This is a genomic window from Burkholderia torrens (assembly GCF_984668525.1).
In genome coordinates this window covers 1211393-1230185 of sequence record NZ_OZ480212.1, presented here as the reverse complement: position 1 = coordinate 1230185, position 18793 = coordinate 1211393, and the positions used below count along the sequence as shown (strand labels likewise).

Here is an 18793-nt window from a genome sequence, read left to right as displayed (position 1 = left end):
GGTCGGATCTAGACGCCCTGCGACGAGGACGCATCCTCGACTTGCACGACTCTCCAGACCGCCCATTCGCCGGCTTTGTCGCAGAGATGGGACGCGTCGTCGCCGATCGGCATCAGACGCGTGGGAATCCTGTCCGAGAATGGTGAAACGTCGAATAGCTCCCGATCGCCGTCAAAGGCTTTACGTGGCACGCATTTCGACAGCGAGACGAAATACACGTAGTCGCCGACTCTCACGGGGCTGTCCGGTTGCCGACTATTGCACAGGCGGATTTGCCAGAGGGCGCGGGGGTCATCAGAAAGATAGGCATCCTTAGAATCAAGAACGGACAAATTCCACCATTTATCTCGCTCGTGACATCGGATATACAGCGCCGACATATTGAGTATCCTGGACGCCTGGGTCTTTCCGTCGAGTTCTCCGGTGCGGTAACTGAGCGCAACCCTTACCGTGAGGTCCCGATCCTCCGAGACGGTGGGATACCACCACGTCCTGCGGCTGTAGCGGTGGACGGCGCTCGTTGCTTTCGCGAGGTACAGCGGTTCGCCACGCACCTGCCTCCAGGGATTGCCGACGTACTCGAGAACATAGATCTGACTCGTATCGAGTTCGTTGGCTGAATCGGAATCGTGATAGGGATAGGGGCCCGAATCGGAATCGGGATCGAATGCGGCCGGCACCGTCAATGCGCTCGACGGTTCGGTGAGCGCATCTTTGCGAGGGTCTTCGTTGATCAGGTACTCGAAGGTGGGAGCGTTCTCCACGCGCGATCCGAGTTGCCAGAATCGTCGTTCGATGCCTGCCATGCTCAGAATGGTTGCGATGATCGACGCATGATCAAACGGGAGTATGGAGCCCTTGGGCCGGAAGATGGTCGATCGACTGACGCGCGGCGATATGACGAGCGTCGGCACTCGCACCCCGTACTGGTCGAACTCGAATCCGAACTGCGTGCGAGTGGCCGGATCCATCCCCCGGCCGGTCCTGTCCCCGGGAAGCGGGCATCGATCCAGATCCGACGGCGGCGCCGGCGGTGGAACCAGATGGTCGTACGTTCCGCCGTTCTCGTCGAACGTGATGATGAACAGCGTATCGCTCCAGTTCTTACCGGTCGACAGCGCGTTATAGACGTTCATCACGAAGTCCTCGCCGACCGTGGTGTCGCCAACCGGGTGATAGTCGTTCCCGGTAAGGCTGAGTTCCCACGACGGCCCACCGCCCCACTTTGGTTCGATCCAGCTCACCGCCGGCAAGGTGCCATCGCGGGCGGCCGTGTAAAAGGCGTTGTTAGGATCATCGGCGCTGAACTGGGCGAAGTTTGCATTGAAATCGCTGCCATACAGGAGGGGGAACATCGTTCTCACATACTGATTCCACTCCTTCAAGGGGGTCAGCGGCCAGGGCCGTTGCCAGTAGACCTTCCAACCGATGCCGAACGCTCCGAGCACGTCGAACAGGCAGCGCGTGGAAGCGGGAAGCGTGTCCGCTTCAGTGCCAGCCAATTCCGGCAATGACCAATCCCCGGACTCCTGATTCCACCAGTTGCGGGCACTTGAGGCGGCCCGGCCCGCCCAGGCGGCCGGATCGCGAAACGCTGGATGATAGAAATTGTTGTCGACCAGTCCCCTGGACGTTCCCGCCATCGAAAATGCCCGGTTGGTATTGGTCTGGCTCGGGACCGAGCAATACCAATCGTCCGAGACGGCGTAGTACCTGGCGAGGCCGCTGAGCACCGGAAGCTGCTGCGGAATATAGGTTTCCATGATCTGGCTCAGCGTCTCCCGCGTGGGGCCGGGGTCGCGCATCTTGTGCTCTTTTCGGAGTACGTCGTCGAAGTCGACGACAAAACCTTTCATGTCTGCCCGCGAAGATGATCCGCTGATGCTCCCGAGATCCTCCGGCCCCCTGATTTGCCGCCGAATGTGCTGATATTTCTCGCCGGGACCGTAGACAGGTGTCGCGGGCGAGCGTGTCGCCCTGATGGGCTCGATCGGGCCATCGCTCGCGCACGACGGCGGAACCGGATTGGCCAGGTTCTGCAACGAGCTCCTGTTTTCGCCATATGTCGAAAGTCCGCGGAACGGTTCCGGGTTGTCTCCGGGAACGATCGTCGGGTCCTCGTCGCGCGCATAGAGCCAGCCCATCAGGTGATCGAAACCGCGGTTCTCCAGCATCAGCACGACAATATGCTTGATGACGCCGGGAAACAGCCGATCGCCGCTTTCGCTCTCGTCGAGCCCCTTCTCTTTCTCTTTATCTTTGCCCACTTTTCTCTCCCTGGTCATCGGACGCATTCGTGCTCGTTGCCCGCTCGGCTGCTTGCTGTGCCGCGTCGGCCTGCCGCCATGCGGCTTCGATCGCGTTGGCCTGCGCGTCACCCGCCTGTCGTACGGCTTGGGCAACCGCAGCCTCGCTCGCGCTCGCGCCATCCTGCGAAGTTGCCTGCGCGTCGGCTTGCGCCGTTGCATCGGGCGTGTACTGACCGCCGACGGTCAAGCCAGCGTTCGCGGTACCGCCCAACGCCGTCCGTATCGCTTCGTCACTGGCCGCGACCGCCCGGTCCACGGACTGCTGTGCCTGCGTTTCGGCGTTCCGGGATAAAGAATCCTGAGGCTCCGCAGCAGTTTCATTGCCGGTCGAGTTCATGATTCTTCCCGCTCCTGAGACGCCGGGTTCGAATCGCCGGCGGCACGATCCGGCTTGTCGGATGCATGAAGCGCCCGCAGCGATTCGAGCAGCGCGCGCTCCGCGTCCGCGATCATCTGCCGGGCCTTCGCCCGAGCGTCCTCCCGAATGTTCGCGAGCGCAGCCTGGACACTGGCGAAGACTGGCTGCGCCTCGGATACCACGCCGGCAGGCACGGCGTCGGACCGGGGCGGCGAAGGCGCTTGCGACGTCGCCGGTTGCGCGCTGGACGGTTGTTCGGGCGCCGTCGATTCCGTATTTGATGGTGTGCTCATGATTCGTCATCCTGATAGATTTGCGATCCATCCGTATCGACGGAGACCGCAGTATTGGTAGGAGTTGGCCTGGCACCAAAGTCGGCCAACGAAATCACGCCGTGGCTGTTCAACCGCAACTCGGCCCGCAGTTGACCCGTCTCGACGGAAAACGAACAGGTCGCCCCGTCCTGCCCCATCAGCCCGTGGTAGACCTGTTGCGAAGCCAGAAACGACTGTGCCGAATGCAGATAGAAGTCGACGATGCGCCTGGCCGCGTCGCCGGTTTCACCCTTGTAGGACGTGTGACGCACGATCTGCTGTGCCCCCTGCGAGAGTCGCGTGAAGCCCATCATCCGCCCACGGGCAAGCCAGTTCCGCACGGTCGATTCCACCTCCGGCGGCCCCGTCAGGCCCTGCACCTGCGGGCAATCGAGCGCGCCGAACATCAGTGGCAGCAGTGCGTGCATGGCATCGGTCGCCGCGACTTCGCGCTGCTCCGGTGTCGTCGCATCGCCGCCAAGCTGTTCCGCACGATCCAGGTAAAGCCGGTAGAAATCGCAGAACTCGTGAACCGTGCGCGCCTGCTTCACCGCGAACGAGGCGGCTTCGCGCTGCAACGCAGGCTGTTGCGCGGCCTGCCCCGGATACATCAGCCTCATCAGCGCGAGCTTCTCGTCGAAGCCCGGGGCTTGAAAAAGCGGCGCGGAATTCACGCTCAGCTGCTCGAGGAAGCTGACGCCCGCCGCCAGATCCTCGCGGGTGACGAGCCCATGCGCGGAGAGGATCTGGCGCACCTGTGCGGCCACGATGTCCGAATCGTCACCGCTCTCCGCCGACGCCAGCGTCCTGAGGTCAGCGGTGCTCAACGTCAACAGCTTGACGGGGCTGACCATCAGACCGAGTTGCGGCAACAACGCGAAACGCGATGCGTGCAAGCCTTGCTGAACGGCGGCGACGAGTTGGGTTTCGTCCGCGAAGTCATAGCGCGCCGCCGGCGCGTTGGCAGCCCACCCGAGCCACTCGATCCCGCCGTCGATGAACGCAAGCGCGAGCCGCCCCCCTTCGGATAGCGCAGCAGGTAGCGGGATCAGCTTGCCGGCAACGGATACGGTCATGTCCTTGCTCCTTGGTCGTACTTCGATGGCGTACGGCTACGCTTCAACCCGCCGGAAACCCCTTGAGCACGGCGGCGGCGGCCGTGCCGACCTTGGCGAAGTCCTCGGTCGCGGCGTGCATCAGCGCCTGCGCCTGCTGCAACGCGGTGACGTATTTCGGGTCGCTCGAAACCAGCAGCTGAGCCAGCGCCACGCCGGCTGCGGTCGTCGCGATCGTCGAGATGTTGCGCAGTGCGTCCGTCGCGTCCTGCACCGCGAGCGCGGTCGACTGAGCCACCGACTGATAAGCCTTTCCCGCACCACTCGTCAGCACGACCTGAGGGCTCATCGTCGCCAGTTGGCTCTGGTTGATGACGTCGATGATCTGAGAGTTGACCTTCATGGGATCCATGGAATCTCCTTCGATGGAGTGAACGCGTCAGTTGACCGATGCGTGTGCCGTCAATGTCCTGGTGGCGTCCCGTCCGGCTCCGGTGCGGGATCGTGAGCCGTCGAAGCGCCTGTCGGGGTATCCGTCGAGTGATGATTCGGTGGCTCGTTCGAAGCGCTTTTCGACACGTCGGCCGTGATCGCCTTCGCGAAATCGGACAGCGCCTGCTCGGCATCGGTCGCGTCCTGCGCCGCGGCGCCCGCTCCGGCCTTCAGGTTCTCGAGTGCGGCCTTCGCGCCGCTGAACGCGATCTCGCCCTCCTGTACCGCCGCCTTGACCAGGGCTGCCTGCGACGGCGGCTCCTCCGGCCCCGGAAGCGGGTGCACCGCCGGCGGGGGTGTCGGTGCAGGCGGCGGCGGCGCCGGCGGCGCAGGGAACGGCACGGCGAGCATCTTGGCGCACGCCGCCGTCAGCGCGGCCGCGCTCACCATGCTCGCGCTTTGCTGTCGATTCACGGCGTTATGCATCGCCATGCCGAGCGTTTCCAGCAAGACGGCGTCGAGCATGGCAAGCGCCTGTGACGGCGACTGGCCCGTGGTCAACGTGACGATGCTGCTCACTGCGTCGACGATCTGGCTGTTGACGGTGCTGTTGTCGGTGGTCATGGCTATTTGCTTCCGTTCTTGATGATCAAGGCGAGAACCTGGATCGTTGCGGCATCGGCGACGACCTGGCCGCGCTGCTGGTTGGCCACGGCGTTACCCATCGCGAGACCGAGACTGTCGGCCATGGCGACATACGTCATCGCCATGGCGAACGCCGGCCCGTGCCCCGCGGCGAGCTGAGGCAGCGCGCTGACCGGCGCTGCCAGACGCGAGCTGGCCGATTGGCGTGGCAAGCTTGCACTCCGCTGCCGCGAGGCTCAGACGCCGCTACTTCAGCCCGAGGATCTCCGTCGTTGCAACGCCGGTGGTCGCCGTGTCCACCGTCAGCAGCGTGGATACGGCCTGCGTGGTGGACGCCTGCATCGTCACGTAGGACTGCTGCTGGTTGTTTGTCGCGTTGTGAGCGGCATTCGAAAGCGCTTGGCTCGTCGCCACGTACAGATTTCCCATCGCGACCGATGGCGCGTCGCCCAGGACTTTCGTGTTGACCTGCGAAACCGAATCGGTGATCTGACTGTTGACTGATGTCGGAAATGCCATGATTTGAACTCCTCAACAAATGAACGAAACGTGATGCCGGAATCCGGTCGGAAACTGGCCGTCAGCCGAGAATCTTCGCGGTTGCGGCCGCCGTGCTGCCGGTATCGAGTGAATAGAGAAGCGACACGCCCATCGTGGTTGCGGCTTGCGCCGTAACGTACATCTGCTGCTGCGCCAGCGTGGCGTTGTGGGCCGCGTTGGCCAGTGCTTGCGCCGTAGCCTGGTAAAGGTTGCCCATTGCAACGGCCGGCGATACGCCCAACACCTGGGTGTTCCCCTGCGTCACCGAATCGGTGATCTGGTCATTGACGGCTGTAGGAAAGGCCATTTGCTCAGCTCCTTCGTGTCAACGGTTGACGACGGACCTCAACTGCCGAGGATGTCCTTCGTCGCGACGCCCGTTGAAGCCGTGTCGAGCGAGTACAACGTCGCCACCCCCATCGTCGTGGCAGCCTGGGATGTCACGAAGCTCTGCTGCTGCGCATTGGTAGCGTTGTGGGCGGCATTGGCCAGGGCTTGCGCGGTGGCCTGGTAGAGGTTGCCGAGAGCGATGGCCGGCGCGTCGCCCAACACTTTCGTGTTGGCCTGCGTGACGGAATCGGTGATCTGGCTGTTCACAGAGGTAGGAAATGCCATGTCGGGCTCCTCGATGTTTTATGGCGCGGGGTTAGCGGCCGAGCCCGGGGACGCCGGTGCTCAGGATGTCCTTCGTCGCGACACCGGTGGAGGCCGTGTCGAGCGAGTACAACGTCGCCACCCCCATCGTGGTGGCGGTCTGGGCCGTCACGTAGCTCTGCTGCTGCGCATTGGTGGCGTTGTGGGCGGCATTGGCCAGGGCTTGCGCGGTGGCCTGGTAGAGGTTGCCGAGAGCGATGGCCGGCGCGTCGCCCAACACTTTCGTGTTGGCCTGCGTGACGGAATCGGTGATCTGGTCGTTGACGCTGGTAGGAAAAGCCATGGTTGCTCCTTGGATGTGAGGCTGCCGTCGGGCAGGCCCGGTTTGCGGAACGAACCCTGCACTCAATGGGTCCGGCCGTGGAATTCATCGTAGGAAAGCAACGGCGACAGCGAATGGCGCGGTCTACGGAAAATACGGCGCCGAAGCGGAAGAACCCGCGCAACGTGCGGACCCGGCGCCCTCGCGATCAGCGATTTCGCGGCATCCGCGCGCGCTGTCGCGTCGGGACAGCACGCGGGAGGCGGGCAAATCGACGATTTGCGGTGGAATCTACGATCGAATCGGAGCGGACATCTGCGGCATACCGCCCCTTCGCAACACCTGGGAATGACGAAAACCGCGCGAAGCGGTACGAGCAACGCATCACGCGCGGGTACGGCCTCATGGCTCGCCCGTCGGTCCTCAAATATCCGGATCCGGAATCCGCGCCGACTGAATCACGACCAGCGTGTCCCCTTTCTCGATCCTGCACGGCGGATCCTCGTAGAACGAAAAGATCTTCCCGCAGCGATCGAGCCCGACGACGATCGCGCCCGGCACCACATTCGTCAGGCAGCCGATCTCGTGCGGCAACGCCTCGCGCTCCAGCAGCGTCGCGCGCCCGCGCGTCGACAGCATGTCGTTCACGAACGGCACGATATAGCGGCTGTGCACGGCATCCGCGAGCAGCAGCGCGCCGATCTTCGTCGACGACACGATCACGTCGGCGCCGGCCTGCCGCAGTTGCCGCTGGTACAGGTTCTCCTGGATCCGCACGACGATCTTCGTATCGGGCGCGATGCTGCGCACCGACAACGTGAGCAGGATCGCGGTCGGATCGTCGGTCACCGAAATGATCACGGCCTTCGCTTCACGCACCTGTGCCTGCTGCAGCAGATCCTCGTGCGCGGGATCGCCAAGCAATCCCGCCACGCCGAGCGACGTCGCGGCCTCGATCGCCTGCTGCTGCGAATCGATCACGATGAGCGTCGCCGGATCGACGCCGCTCTCGAGCAGTTCGCGCACCGCGATCGACCCCGACAGGCCGTAGCCGCACACGACGATGTGATCGGACAACTGCTTCTGCAGGCGTTTCATGCGGAATTCCTCGATGACACGCTGGATCACGAACTGATACGCCGTGCCCAGGAAAATGAACCAGATGCCGATGCGGATCGGCACGATGAAGAACGCATCGAGCAGGCGCGCCCGTGCGGTGACGGGCACGATGTCGCCGTAGCCGACCGTCGCGACCGTGACCATCGTGAAATACACGAGATCGGCGACGGTCATCGGCGTGCTCTTGGTCGAATCGCGCAGGCCGTCGCGATCGAGATACAGCACGACGAACGCGAGCGTGCACAGCAGCACGACCGCGCCGATGCGGAACAGCAGCGTGCGCCGCGGCGACGTCGCGGGACGCGTGAACAGCGTGCGCGCACGCGGCGCCTGCCACGGATTGCGGGCGCGGCGCAGGCGCAAGCGCAACGAGCGGCGCTGGTCGGATGGCGAAGCCAACGGGAAGTCTCCTGAAGAATGCGGGCTCGATTCTACGACGGGAACGCGCGCGCCCGGCCGTCACAGCATGCTGCGCGGCCGCACCATCGTCCCGTCGACGAAGCGCTGCGCGCGAAACGCCGACAGGTCCAGCGACGGCGCGCCCGTGTCGATCCATTCGGCGAGCAGCCGGCCGACGATCGGCCCCATCGCGAAACCGTGGCCGCAGAACCCCGTCGCGATCGCGAGGCCCGAAGGCGTGCCCGGCGCATCGATCACCGGAATGCCGTCGGGCAGCACATCGATCAGGCCGGCCCATGCCTCGACGATCTGCGCGTCCTTCAACGCGGGGAAGATCGCCTTGAGCTTCGCGAGCGCACGCGGCGCGTGCGCGCGATTCGGCTGCGGCTGCGGATCGCGCGGCTCGATCGGGCCCGCCGCGCCGTTGATGCGTGCGAGCACATCGCGCCACGCCGCCGCATTCACGTGCAGCCGGAATTTGTCGCGCTGCGACCAGAACTCCGGCCAGAAGAGACTCAACCCGCGCAAATGGCCGAGCGTCAGGTCGACGTCGACCTGCATGTCGTCGGCGAGATTGATCGCGCCGTTCTTGCGCTGCCGGATGCCGAGGCCATGCCCCCACACCGTCGACGCCGACACCGGCGGCACCACATTGGTGCGCATGCAGGTTCCGCGCACGGCCTGTTGCGGCAGCCGGATGCCGACACCGTCGAGCAGCCGGAAACTCGTCGCGCCGGCCGCACAGATCACGCGCCGCGTGCGGATCGTGCCGCGCTCGGTCGCGACGCCGACGACCGCGCCGCCGGCCGTTTCGATCGCCGTCACGCCGCAACCTTCGAAGAAACGCGCACCGCCCTCGGCGGCGCGTGCCGCGAACGCGGCGGCCACCCGACGCGGCTCGGCCTGCCCGTCGGTCGCGGTGAACAACCCGCCGAGCGTACGCGCCTGCGGCGAAAGGCCGCCGACGCGTTCGTCGATCTGCGCGCGCGTCAGCGTGCGCGTGTCGAGCCCGTGCTCCCGCGCAACGGCGAGCCACGCATTGAACGACGACCAGTCCGCTTCGTTGTCCGCAATATAGAGACAGCCGCCCTGCCGCCATTCGAGATCGAAACCGAGGGTTTCCTCTAACTCCTCCCAGATCCGCATGCCGGCCATCATCAGCGGCACCTCGGCCGACTCGCGGCCCTGCTGCCGCACGAAGCCCCACGCGCGTGTCGACTGCTGTCCGGCGATGCGCGACTTGTCGAGCACGACGGCCTTCAACCCGCGCAGGCCCAGGTAGTACGCGGCCGCGCAGCCCATGATGCCGGCGCCGGCGATCACGACATCGGCTTCGGCCGGAAACGCCGTTTCGGCGCGGGTCAGGGTATCGTGCAGCGGATAGGTTGTCGTCATTGTTTCCTGTCAGGCGTTAATTCCTACGAGATGTGCGCGCGGCGGTAACGTCGTGACACACCTTTCACACAAACGCACCTTACGCGACACGGAATGACGACCATTTTGCGGTAAAGTTATCTTTTCCGCGCGTGGCCGGTCGGCTCGCCCCTGGACGTCATGAAGACTGTCCATCGAGACTGCCGCAAGGCATCGTTCTGAACGTCACGATCCGTTCCCGTAGCATGACCACTGAAGCAATCACCACGGATTCCCTCGCGGTCGCCGAGCGCGTGCGCGAGCTGATGACCCGCAATGGTATCGGCAAGCGCCAGCAGACCACCGAGCTGTGCCGCATCCTCGACCTGAGTTTCTCGCAAGGCCATCGCAAGCTGCGCGGCAGCAGTCCCTGGACGCTCGCGCAGATCAAGAAAGTCGCCGAAGCGTACGGCGAACCCGCCGCACAGCTGTTCGGCGCGCAAACGCTCGACCCCGGCATGGTCGGCGCCTGTTCGCAGGAGGCCGTACTTTATGCGGGTGTCGCCGAGATTCCGTGCACCGCATGGATCGGCGCGCCGCTCGAAGCCGGCGCCCGCCCCGAGTTCGTCGCGTACGAACAGAACGGCCGCTGGCGCGTGCTGCGCCACACCGGCGTGCTGTATCAGAATGCGTACGACGTGCACAAGATCGAAATCTATCCGCGCCGCGCCGAGAGCGACAAGCTCGTCGTCGCGGTGATCGACCCCGATCGCGTGAGCGCAACCGAGCTGTGCCGCTACCTCGAACGGCAGGGTTTCGCGACGGCCGCGTTCGACGGCCTCGCGCCGTTCGTCGACGCGCTGCAGGGCCAGGCCTTCGACGCCGTGCTGACCGAATGGCTGTTCGACGACAGTACGGCCGCCACCGCGATCAAGGCCGTGCGCACGTCCGACAACCCGGGCGCGCCGATCTTCGTGCTGACGGGCGACCTGCTCACCGGCCGCGCGAGCGAGGCCGACATCAGCGAAGTGATCCGCGCGTTCGACGTCGTCTGCTACGAAAAACCCGCGCGCATGGCGATCCTCAGCGCCGATCTCGCGAAACGGCTCGCACGCGGATAACGCCCGCCGGGCCGGCCGCTCGTCGAGCGGCCGATGCACGCGCGGCGCCGCGGGCACGAACAGGTTCCTCAGTACAATAGCCGCACCTGTTCACGCCCACGCCGGCATTTGCCGCCCGACTCCATGGCCCGCCTCATCCCCGACGACTGGAAAAGCCTCGCCGCGACCGGCGCAGCCGAACGCGAGCGCGAAACGCTAGCCGCGCTCGAACACGCGCTGCCCGACAGCTACACCGTGTATCACGGCGTCCACTGGACGCGCGCCGACCAGGCGTTTTCGGTATTCGGCGAAGCGGCGTTCGTCGTCGTGAGCCCGGCCGGCCGCGTGCTGCTGATCGAGCAGAAAGCCGGCTTCCTGCGCGAAACGCCGAAGGGGCTCGTGAAGGTTTACCTGCAGAAGGAGCGCAATGTCCCGATCCAGCTCGCGCGTACGCAGGAAACGCTGCACCGGCGTCTGACGGCCGCGCTCGGCGCGGGCGTCTGCGGCGTCGAGGCGCTGCTGTACTGCCCCGACTACTCGATCCGCGACGCGTCGATCGCGGGTGTCGCGGCCGACCGCATCGTCGACGCGTCGCGCAAGGCGCAGCTCGCTCAGGTGATCCGGCAGATCCTGCCTGAAGACGACGAACACTTGCCGAACGCGTCGAAGCTCCACCACTTCCTCGCGGACGAGCTCGCGCTCACGCCTGACACGAGCGCGCTCGTCGGGCAGGCGGGCACGCTCGTCACGCGGCTGTCGGGCGGGCTCGCCGCGTGGGCGCGCCAGCTCGAATTCGCGCCGTTCCGGCTGCGTGTCACCGGCACGGCCGGCTCGGGCAAGACGCAGCTCGCGGTGCAGGCGATGCGCGACGCCGTCGCGGCCGGCAAGCGCGTACTGTACGTGTGCTTCAACCGGCCGCTCGCCGACTACATCGCGCGCATCGCGCCGCCCGGCGCGAAGATCGCGAACTACCACCAGCTGTGCGACTGGGTCGCGCGCGACGGCGGCTATACGCCCGACTTCCAGGTGCCCGGCGAATTCGAGCGGCTCGAAGCGCGTTTCGCGCAAGCGCCGATTCCCGAACGCTGGCGCTTCGACGTGCTGGTCGTCGACGAAGGACAGGATTTCCACGCGCCGTGGGCGGCCGCGCTGGAGCGCTTGCTGGCGCCGGACGGTGCATGGTGGTGGCTGGAAGATCCGCTGCAGAACCTGTACATGCGCGAACCCGTCGCACTGCCAGGCTGGGTCACGCTGAAGGCGCTGACGAACTACCGCAGCCCGCGCGACCTGCTCGAATTCGTGCGCGACGTCGTCGGCCGTGTTGAGCCGCTCGCGGCCGAGCTGCGCTCGGGCAGCCCGTTCGACGGTTCGGAGCCATCGGTATCGGCATACGGAGAGGAAGGCGCGTCGGCGGACGCATTGTCGGAAGCCTGTATCGACGCGACCAAGCGCGCGGTCACGCAGGCGCTGTCGCTCGGCTTCCGCAAGCAGGACATCGCGGTGCTGTCGTATCGCGGCCGCGAAGGTTCGGTGCTCGCGCCGCTCGACCAGCTCGGCCCGCACCGGATCAAGAGTTTCACCGGCAAGTACGACCTGTTCGGCAATCCCGAATACCGCGAAGGCGACGTGCTGCTCGATTCGATCTACCGCTTCAAGGGCCAGTCGGCGCCGTGCGTGATCCTCACCGAGGTCGATTTCGACACGCTCGACGCGCGCGCGGCACGCAAGCTGTTCGTCGGCGCGACGCGCGCGACGATGAAGCTGCTGATCGTCGCGTCGTCGCGCGCGGCTGGGCAACTGGCGGGCGCGTCCGGTTGACGCGGCGGGCGGGCGAACGCCTGTCCGCGCCGGGACGCTCTCCGATATCGTGGTCGTCGACACAATCGGGCACATTTCTCGATGCTCCGGACCCTTGTCCACGCTCGTTTCGACCTGTTTCGGCAATACTTGACGGTTTGTCCACTTGCAACCGGCCTCTACGATGCCAGGCCATTCGTTGCAAACGGAATAGTCCATGGCCGACGTAAAAAAGCTGCCGTACTACAAACCGAAAAAGGGGTTGTTCGGATCGGAGTTGAAGGAATACAAGGGTTCCCAAGGGTGCGTGCCGCTTGATACGCAAAGGAGCGTATCGATCGACAGGCTTGCCCCGGGGGAAAAGCCGCCGCCACCGAAACCGAAACCGATTTCCAGGCCTTCGAATGTCCCGAAGCCTCCCGCAGCACCTCAACCGCCGCCGCAAGCCAATCAGGCAATAACCAAAGGACCACCAACGCAGGCGGAATCGGAGGTGTGCGAAAACCCGCCGCCTTTCGATCTCCAGGACGTGCCGATTGCGATGGACACTCTGGGCTGGAGGGTTTCAGCCAGGCTTGCGCGAATCTGGTTTGCGGGCGCTGCGCATACCTACAATGACGACCCAACGTCGGCCCAGCCGATGAATAATGATGACGTTACCCTTGACTGGGTGTTGAAATTCGGGAATGTAAGAAAAAAATACGAGAAACTTCTCGCGAGCGATATCTACAGCGAGCGCTCCGTACGCACAGCATCAGATATCACGAAGTCGTTTGTCAAAGAGCTATTTTTTGACAGAAATTCGACATTCAATTTCAACACCACCTCGCTTACCGGAAATTTGCAGAAATTTCACAAAAAGTGGCAATTTCAACTATCTAAAATAGGAAATTTTGACACCCTGGAAAATCTTTCCCCAACGGATCTCACAGGGGCATTGGCCAATTTCAACATTTATGCAGCCATTGGAAATGTTGAAATTTCCAGTGAAAAATACTTTAAATATGAAAAATCAAGCACCTTTTATTGCCTAAGCGCCACCGGGAAAATTACGCACATCTATGTTTACGTGAAAGACAACTACTCGTTCAACGGAGAGCAATATTTAGGCCACTGGAACAAGCATGGGGTGATCATCGCCACAGGGGCGCTCCTCACCGGATCAAGTTCGCCAAAGCGAGAATTCGATATTGATATTTGGTCAAGAAATATCAAAAAACCAGTCGACACACGAAGAAGCCCGTTCGGAAAATTCAAAATAAACGATGTTTACTTTCCGATCTACAACGCAGACTACAGTCGCTGGCGAGAGAAGCATCACCGAGGCAGAGACTTCATGATATATTCAAGTCCAGTCTATTTGAAGCTGAAGAGGCCGATCGATCTTAATCTTGGTGAAATATGTCGAATAGAGTCATCAGATACATTGGCCTAGCCACTATCATTTATATATGCACAGGTTTGGTCATTCATTTCAATCGCCCCACCTATGGCCGATGTGACTTCTATGACCGCCCTGATACATTGGATGGCGGCATGAAAAACATGAATGGCGTTTGGTACAAATTCAAGCTGTGCGGCACCGGCGGGAACGATCAGAACGCGACCAATGACGACATAGAGCTAAGAGTGTTTAGTGAAAATGGCGAGCTTCTTGCGAGACGATATTTTTCCGTCAACTGGTATCACGGAGAAAGCTTTCACCCGCCTCTGGGTTACGAGGGCAACCTGGTTCGCTACATCGACTTGACCGATGAATCGAATTACACGAAACATCTGAAAATCCCACCATCCAAGTGGGACTGGCTTCGCGCCAGATTGCCTTTGTTTTAGAGGCTGCACTATAAGACTTTGATTTTCAATAAATAAAGCCCCTCTACCGGGGCTTTATTTATCAACAGACTGCTCGATCGGATCAACGACACGAGTTCGACCAACCCGTAAAAACAGGTCGCCTCAGCCGACAAATCCCCGGCGACTCACCTCGAGCCCGCTCACGCCACCCGAAACGCCCCCACCGCGCGACGCAACCCATCCGCCTGCTCCTCGAGCGACGCAGCCGCGGCGGCAGCCTGCTCGACCAGCGCCGCGTTCTGCTGCGACACCTGATCCATCTGCGACACCGCGCGGTTCACCTGTTCGATCCCGTCGCGCTGCTCGCTCGATGCGGCGGCGATCTCGGTCATGATGCCCGTCACGCGCCCGATCGCCTGCTGGATGTCCTGCATCGTCGCGCCGGCCGTACTGACGAGCCGCGAGCCCGTCGCGACACGTTCGACCGATTCGCCGATCAGCGTGCGGATTTCCTTCGCGGCCGATGCCGAGCGCTGCGCGAGCGTGCGCACCTCGCCGGCGACCACCGCGAAACCGCGGCCCTGCTCGCCTGCGCGCGCGGCTTCGACCGCCGCATTCAGCGCGAGGATGTTGGTCTGGAACGCAATGCCCTCGATCGTGCCGATGATGTCGGCAACCTTCTGCGAGCTCTGGTCGATCTCGTTCATCGTGCCGATCACCTCGCCGACCACCGTCGCGCCGCGCGTCGCGATCTCGCTCGCGCTGTCCGCGCAAGCCTGCGCCTCGAGCGCGTTGTCGGCATTCTGCTTCACGGTCGCCGTCAGCTGCTCCATGCTCGCAGCCGTCTCCTGCAGCGCCGATGCCTGCTCCTCGGTGCGCTGCGACAGGTCGGTATTGCCGGCCGCGATCTGGTGCGTCGCCGTCGAGATCGCTTCGGAACCCTGGCTGACCTGACGCACCGTATCCGCGAGACTGCGCTGCATGCCCGTCACGCCCTTCACCAGCTCGGCCATCTCGTCGCGTGACGACCAGCGCACTTCCGACGTCAGGTCGCCGTCCGACAGGCGGCGGAAATGCGACAGCAGCCGGTTCACCGGCTGCGTGATCGCGAAATGCAGGCCGATCGCGCAACCCAGGCACGCGGCCAGGCCGAACGCGATGCCCGCGATCGCGCCCATGCGCATCCAGCCGTAATAGGTCTGCGCGGTGTCGTAGACGTCCTTGCCGCGCGCGACCTGGTACGCGTCGAGCGCATCGGTCGCTTGCGTAAGCGCAACCGACAGCGGCGGCGCGACCGTCATCAGCAGCCGGTCGGCTTCGTCGCGCCGGCCTTCGCGGATCGCATCGATCATCGGCTTCAGCGCCTGCCCGATCAGCGCCTGGCGTGCGGCGTCGAGACGGCTCGCAAGCGGGCCTTCGTCGCCGTCGTGCGGCATCGCCGCATAGTTGCGCCAGGCGGCGTCGGCCTTCGCGAGATAGCTCTCGGCCTTCTTGACGAGCTCCGGCACTTCCGGCGCTTCCGGATGCAGCAGCGCGCGATCGAGCGTCGTGCGCACGATCGTCAGGTTCAGGCTCGCCGCGGACAGCGCGGTCTTCGCAGCCAGTTGCTGCGTGTAAGCCTCGTCGAGCGCGCGGTTCGAGCTCTGCATGCCGGCGAGGCCGATCAGCCCCGACACGACGAGCAGCACGGCGACGAGACCGAGCGTGGAGAAGATCCGCGTACGGATCGAGAAACGGGAAAACAGGGCGTTCAGGTTCATGACGGCACGTGAGCGGTGAAAAATGCCGCGGCAATCGGTCCGCGGCACTCTGTATTACGGTTTGCCTGCAAAAAACTTGAGCCTGTCCCCGCTGTTCGCCTGATCGCGGTCAATTTTTCATGTCGGCAATCTCCTGTTACCGCTGAAACATATCGAGTCTGGGCAGAAATTGACTAGTCAATCATCCATGGCTATATTTCGACACGATTCCCTGCCATGGCAGACAACTCGATGACAACCGATACCCTCCTCACTCCACCGGCCGCCGAAGCGGCCCGCCGCGACGCGCCGACCGCGCTGATCGTCGCCGCGCTGCTGCTCGTCATGCTGCTGTCCGCGCTCGACCAGACGATCGTGTCGACCGCGCTGCCGACGATCGTCGGCGAGCTCGGCGGGCTCGACCAGTTGTCGTGGGTCGTCACCGCGTACCTGCTGTCGTCGACCGTCGTGCTGCCGCTGTACGGCAAGCTCGGCGACCTGTACGGCCGCAAGATCGTGCTGCAGGCCGCGATCGTGCTGTTCCTCGCGGGCTCCGCGCTGTGCGGCGTCGCGCAGGACATGACGCAGCTGATCGTGCTGCGCGCGCTGCAGGGGCTCGGCGGCGGCGGCCTGATGGTCGTCACGATGGCCGCGATCGGCGATCTGGTCCCGCCCGATCGCCGCGCGCGCTACCAAGGGATGTTCGGCGGCGTGTACGGCCTCGCGACGATCGTCGGCCCGCTGCTCGGCGGCTTCCTGGTCGAGCACCTGTCGTGGCGCTGGATCTTCACGATCAACCTGCCGCTCGGCTTTCTCGCGCTCGCGGTGATCGGCATGGCATTCCGGCCGCATACCGCGCACGTGAAGCACCGGATCGACTACATGGGCGCCGCGTTCCTCGCGACCGCCCTCACCTGCGTGATCCTGTTCACGAGCGAAGGCGGCTCGTTGCTGCCGTGGACGTCGCCGCAACTGTGGATGACGCTCGTGCTCGGGCTCGTCGCGATCGGCGGCTTCATCTATGAGGAGCGACTCGCGGCCGAGCCGATCATGCCGCTCGAACTGTTCCGCCATCGCACCTTCGTGCTGGTCAGCCTGATCGGCTTCGTGGTCGGCGTCGCGCTGTTCGGTTCGGTCACGTTCATCCCGCTCTACCTGCAGGTCGTGAAGGGCTCGACGCCGTCGCAGGCCGGCATGCAGCTGCTGCCGATGATGGGCGGGATGCTCGTGACGTCGATCGTCAGCGGCCGGCTGATCTCGCGGCTCGGCTCGTACCGGATGTTCCCGATCGCGGGGACGTTGATCGGCGGCGTCGCGATGGCGCTGCTGTCGACGCTGACGCTCGATACGCCGCTGCACACGATGTACGCCTACATGGCGCTGCTCGGGATCGGGCTCGGCATGGTGATGCCCGTGCTCACGCTCGCCGTGCAGAACACGGTCGAATTCCGGCACATGGGCGTCGCGACGTCGGGCGCGACGCTGTTCCGCTCGATCGGCGGCTCGCTCGGCGTCGCCGCGTTCGGCGCGCTGTTCTCGCACGGGCTGCAGTCGCGGATGATGCGCGCGCTGCCGGCCGGCACCGAGCTGCCGCCCGCGCTGGGCCCGGCCACCGTGCACCAGTTGCCCGATGCGGTACGCGACGCGTATCTGCATGCGTTCGCAGGCTCGCTGCATGTCGTGTATCTGTCGGCTGCGACGGTCATCGCGATCGCGTTCGTGCTCGCGTGGTTCGTCGAGGACGCACCGCTGCGCAAGCACAACTGACCTGCTATCGAGTGGCGATGCGGCCGTCGGGCAGCGTCGCGATCCGCAACTGACGCCCCGTTACGGCAGCAGCACGACCGCGCCCGTCGTCGAGCGTGACTCCAGCAAGCGGTGCGCGTCGGCCGCCTGTTCGAGCGGCAGTCGCGCGCCGATCTCGACGTGCATCCCGCCCGCCAGCCGTTCGAGCGTCGTGCGCGCGGCGTCGCGATAGCCGTCGACGTCGCGTGCAATGAAGCCGAGCACGCTCGGCCGTGCGAGCGCGATCGAGCGGGCCGGGCCCAGTTCGTCGAGATCGAACGTCTGCCGCGCACCGATCGCAGCCACCTGTCCGATGCTCGCGACCATCCCGAACGGGCGCACCGCGCCGAGCGTGCGCGTCAGCACGTCGCCGCCGATGCCGTCGATCGCGTAGTCGACGCCCGCGCCGCCGCCGAACGCACGCGCCGCCGCGACAAAATCCTCCTCGCGGTAATCGACGACCGCCTCGGCGCCGTGCGTGCGGACGAGCGCGGCTTTCGCGGCCGATCCGACCGTGCCGATCACCCGCGCACCGAGCGCGCGCGCCCATTGCGTCGTCAGCAGCCCGACGCCGCCGGCCGCCGCATGCACGAGCACCGTGTCGCCGGCGCCGACCTGCCGGACGCGATGCATCAGCATGTAGACGGTGATCCCCTTCAGCAGCCCGGCCGCGGCGGCTTCGTCGCTCAGGCCGTCGGGAATTGGCAGCACGCGCGTTGCCGGCATCGTGCGCAGGCTCGCATAGCTGCCGGTCGGCATACCCGCATACGCGACGCGCTGGCCGGGCACGAGATCCGTCACGCCGCCCCCGACCGCGTCGATCACACCGGCCGCTTCGACGCCGAGCGCGTCCGGCAGCGCGGGCAACGCGTGTGCGCCCGTCCTGAAATAGATGTCGACGAAGTTCACGCCGACGGCGGTCTGGCGAATCCGCACTTCGCCTGCGCCGGGCGGCGCAACGGGCGCATCGACGCGGCGCAGCACGCCGGCGTCGCCGTAACGGTCGATCCCGATCCGGATGGCATTGGCAGTCTGGGTCATGACGTTCCTCGCTCTCGAATGAAGTGACACGATCATCTCATCGTGCATAATCGAACGGAATTCACGTTAATCGCCCAGTTACTGTGCAAAATTCGAC

General features: G+C 64.4%; 19 protein-coding genes. 5 read left to right on the top strand and 14 right to left on the bottom strand.

Annotated elements, in window-relative coordinates; translation table 11 throughout:
• Positions 1-8: 8 nt before the first annotated feature.
• The 12 genes from AC5LXX_RS21800 to AC5LXX_RS21745 form a co-directional block, all read right to left on the bottom strand.
• Positions 9-2285, bottom strand: a complete 2277-nt coding sequence (locus AC5LXX_RS21800) for an alkaline phosphatase family protein (RefSeq protein ID WP_493413106.1) — start codon at positions 2283-2285, stop codon at positions 9-11.
• Positions 2254-2646 (bottom strand): hypothetical protein, encoded by a 393-nt coding sequence (locus AC5LXX_RS21795; protein WP_493413105.1) that lies wholly within the window; start codon positions 2644-2646, stop codon positions 2254-2256. The genes AC5LXX_RS21800 and AC5LXX_RS21795 overlap by 32 nt, the downstream gene beginning before the upstream one ends.
• Positions 2647-2956: 310 nt before the next feature.
• A complete protein-coding gene (locus AC5LXX_RS21790; RefSeq protein WP_493413104.1) occupies positions 2957-4057 on the bottom strand; it encodes a hypothetical protein in 1101 nt (366 codons plus the stop codon).
• Positions 4058-4100: 43 nt separating this feature from the next.
• Complete coding sequence (locus AC5LXX_RS21785; protein ID WP_493413103.1) at positions 4101-4448, bottom strand: hypothetical protein; 348 nt, start codon at positions 4446-4448, stop codon at positions 4101-4103.
• 50 nt (positions 4449-4498) lie between these two features.
• Complete coding sequence (locus AC5LXX_RS21780; RefSeq protein WP_493413102.1) at positions 4499-5092, bottom strand: RebB family R body protein; 594 nt, start codon at positions 5090-5092, stop codon at positions 4499-4501.
• A 2-nt stretch (positions 5093-5094) separates the two neighbouring features.
• Entirely contained in the window at positions 5095-5325 is a 231-nt protein-coding gene (locus tag AC5LXX_RS21775; protein WP_493413101.1) for a RebB family R body protein, read from the bottom strand.
• 34 nt (positions 5326-5359) lie between these two features.
• Positions 5360-5632 carry a RebB family R body protein gene (locus AC5LXX_RS21770; RefSeq protein ID WP_059522473.1) on the bottom strand — a complete coding sequence of 91 codons (273 nt, stop codon included), beginning with the start codon at positions 5630-5632 and terminating at the stop codon, positions 5360-5362.
• A 61-nt stretch (positions 5633-5693) separates the two neighbouring features.
• A complete protein-coding gene (locus tag AC5LXX_RS21765) occupies positions 5694-5960 on the bottom strand; it encodes a RebB family R body protein (protein ID WP_493413100.1) in 267 nt (88 codons plus the stop codon).
• Between the two features lie 38 nt (positions 5961-5998).
• The gene (locus tag AC5LXX_RS21760; RefSeq protein WP_059522471.1) at positions 5999-6268 is read right to left on the bottom strand and encodes a RebB family R body protein; all 270 of its coding nucleotides are present in this window, start codon (positions 6266-6268) and stop codon (positions 5999-6001) included.
• A gap of 31 nt (positions 6269-6299) precedes the next feature.
• Positions 6300-6590: a RebB family R body protein gene (locus AC5LXX_RS21755; protein WP_059522470.1), complete on the bottom strand. Its 291-nt coding sequence runs from the start codon at positions 6588-6590 to the stop codon at positions 6300-6302.
• A 402-nt stretch (positions 6591-6992) separates the two neighbouring features.
• Positions 6993-8087 carry a potassium channel family protein gene (locus AC5LXX_RS21750; RefSeq protein WP_493413099.1) on the bottom strand — a complete coding sequence of 365 codons (1095 nt, stop codon included), beginning with the start codon at positions 8085-8087 and terminating at the stop codon, positions 6993-6995.
• A gap of 60 nt (positions 8088-8147) precedes the next feature.
• Positions 8148-9482 (bottom strand): NAD(P)/FAD-dependent oxidoreductase, encoded by a 1335-nt coding sequence (locus AC5LXX_RS21745; RefSeq protein WP_493413098.1) that lies wholly within the window; start codon positions 9480-9482, stop codon positions 8148-8150.
• Positions 9483-9706: 224 nt separating this feature from the next.
• On the opposite strand from AC5LXX_RS21745, the gene AC5LXX_RS21740 reads away from it, so the two are divergent.
• The 4 genes from AC5LXX_RS21740 (at position 9707) to AC5LXX_RS21725 (ending at position 14170) form a co-directional block, all read left to right on the top strand.
• Positions 9707-10561, top strand: a complete 855-nt coding sequence (locus AC5LXX_RS21740; protein WP_124446873.1) for a helix-turn-helix domain-containing protein — start codon at positions 9707-9709, stop codon at positions 10559-10561.
• A gap of 123 nt (positions 10562-10684) precedes the next feature.
• Positions 10685-12358, top strand: coding sequence for an ATP-binding domain-containing protein (locus AC5LXX_RS21735; RefSeq protein ID WP_493413097.1), 1674 nt, complete (start codon positions 10685-10687; stop codon positions 12356-12358).
• A 196-nt stretch (positions 12359-12554) separates the two neighbouring features.
• Positions 12555-13772 carry a DUF6402 family protein gene (locus tag AC5LXX_RS21730; protein ID WP_493413096.1) on the top strand — a complete coding sequence of 406 codons (1218 nt, stop codon included), beginning with the start codon at positions 12555-12557 and terminating at the stop codon, positions 13770-13772.
• A gap of 101 nt (positions 13773-13873) precedes the next feature.
• Positions 13874-14170: a hypothetical protein gene (locus AC5LXX_RS21725; RefSeq protein WP_493413095.1), complete on the top strand. Its 297-nt coding sequence runs from the start codon at positions 13874-13876 to the stop codon at positions 14168-14170.
• 161 nt (positions 14171-14331) lie between these two features.
• On the opposite strand, the gene AC5LXX_RS21720 is transcribed toward AC5LXX_RS21725, so the two are convergent.
• Positions 14332-15891 carry a methyl-accepting chemotaxis protein gene (locus AC5LXX_RS21720; protein ID WP_493413094.1) on the bottom strand — a complete coding sequence of 520 codons (1560 nt, stop codon included), beginning with the start codon at positions 15889-15891 and terminating at the stop codon, positions 14332-14334.
• A 231-nt stretch (positions 15892-16122) separates the two neighbouring features.
• Here AC5LXX_RS21720 and AC5LXX_RS21715 point away from each other — a divergent pair, with 231 nt between their 5' ends.
• Positions 16123-17637, top strand: a complete 1515-nt coding sequence (locus AC5LXX_RS21715; protein WP_493413093.1) for an MDR family MFS transporter — start codon at positions 16123-16125, stop codon at positions 17635-17637.
• 60 nt (positions 17638-17697) lie between these two features.
• Here the strand turns inward: AC5LXX_RS21715 and AC5LXX_RS21710 are convergent, their stop codons facing one another.
• Positions 17698-18696 (bottom strand): quinone oxidoreductase family protein, encoded by a 999-nt coding sequence (locus tag AC5LXX_RS21710; protein WP_493413092.1) that lies wholly within the window; start codon positions 18694-18696, stop codon positions 17698-17700.
• Positions 18697-18793 lie beyond the last annotated feature (97 nt).